This is a genomic window from Streptomyces sparsus (assembly GCF_054776295.1).
In genome coordinates this window covers 1-1556 of record NZ_BAAHCA010001046.1, presented here as the reverse complement: position 1 = coordinate 1556, position 1556 = coordinate 1, and the positions used below count along the sequence as shown (strand labels likewise).

2 protein-coding genes are annotated in these 1556 nt (G+C 71.3%); both read right to left on the bottom strand.

The genetic code is table 11. From position 1 onward, the window contains the following. Positions 1-202: 202 nt before the first annotated feature. Positions 203-643, bottom strand: a complete 441-nt coding sequence (locus tag ACYVE9_RS26180) for an SPW repeat protein (RefSeq protein WP_461030371.1) — start codon at positions 641-643, stop codon at positions 203-205. A gap of 173 nt (positions 644-816) precedes the next feature. Further along, positions 817-1556: polysaccharide deacetylase family protein (locus ACYVE9_RS26175; protein ID WP_461030370.1), on the bottom strand; the 740-nt coding region annotated here is incomplete at its 5' end.

Genomic DNA, 1556 nt, shown 5'->3' with positions numbered 1-1556 from the left:
AGCCCCGGTTCACCTGCACCCGCCCCGCGTCGTCCTGCCACGGGCCGCGCGCCAGCCGGAGGGTTCGCGGGCGGCGCGGCTTCAGAGGTGGCCTCCTGGGGTGAGTGCTCCGGCTGGGTCCACGGCCCGCTCACGGCGTACCGGCGGCGTCGGCGCGCTGCGGCGCCCACGGGTCCCCGCCGTCCGCGGTGGACGGTCCGTGCTACGTCTGCCTCTTGACGCGTGCGGCGGTGGCCGCACTCGCCAGGCCCAGGCAGAAGACCACAGCACCGACGATGACGTTGTTCCAGATGATCCCGGCGTCCGGGTCGTTGCCGACGAGCCAGGTCGACAGCACCAGCCAGGCGCCGATGGCGCTCATGGCCCAGCTCATCCCGTACATCCGCTCCGGCACCATGGTGAAGCCGAGCGCCATGACGGCGATGGCTATGCCGATGATGAGGTGGTGGGTCGCGAGTGCAGGCTGAGTGCCTGAGAAGTTGACGACCCAGGGTGATATGGCGCAGTAGAGGCCGGCCAGGAACACCGGCCCGTCGACCAGCGCCACGTCCCGCCCGCCCATCATCCGGGAGTACCGCTCCCGCATCTCGGAAGCATCCGGGTGACCGCTGAGATCACCCCTGTGATGTGAGACGTCGGCCATGCGACTCGCTCCCTTCTAGGACTTTTGACGCGCAAGCCTCAACGCACTCTCCATTGTGCTCCTCATCGCCATGTATCGGTAGATATCCTCCGTAGATGGTCATACCGGTCAGTAGCGGAGGTGGGTCGATGGAGGCGGACCGTGGGGCCGGGCCAGAGGGGCCGGGGCGTGCGTCAGAGCGGTTCGGTGACGGGCACCATCGTGTAGCCCCGGTCGATCAGCCGCGGCAGGTAGTGCGCCAGGGCCTTCACGGTCTGGCTGCGGTCGCCGCCGCCGTCGTGCGCCAGCACGATGGCGCCGGGGTGCGCGCCGTTGAGCACCCGGGAGCGAATGGTGGCGCTGCCCGGCTCGCGCCAGTCCAGGGTGTCGATCGACCAGCCCATGGGCTCCATGCCCAGTTCGGCGCAGATCCGCAGGGAGGGGCCGTGCCAGGCGCCGTAGGGTGCCCGGGCGAAGCGCGGCGGGGCGCCCAGCGCCCGTTCGATCAGGTCGCAGGTGCGGCCCAGTTCGCGGCGGACGCGCGCGGTCGGCACCCGGTTCAGCTGCGGGTGGCTCCAGGAGTGATTGGCGATCAGGTGCCCGTCGTCGGCGATCGCCTTGACGAGGTCGGGGTTCCACTCCGCGTTCTCGCCGATGACGAAGAAGGTGGCCCTGGTGCCGTGGCGGCGCAGGATGCGCAGGACGTCGGGGGTATGCCGCGGGTGGGGGCCGTCGTCGAAGGTCAGCGCGATCCTGTCGCCCGGCTCGCTGAGCGTCGTGTGGGCCTCTTCGCGCACGGTGCGCGGGCCGTGCAACCGGGCCTCGGCCGGCAGGCGTTCGGTGCCGGCCAGTGGACGCAGCCGGTAGGAGTCGGCTGCCGGCCGGGCGTCGCCGGGGCCTGCCATGGGGAGGTCGTCCGTGCCGGGGCTGTGCG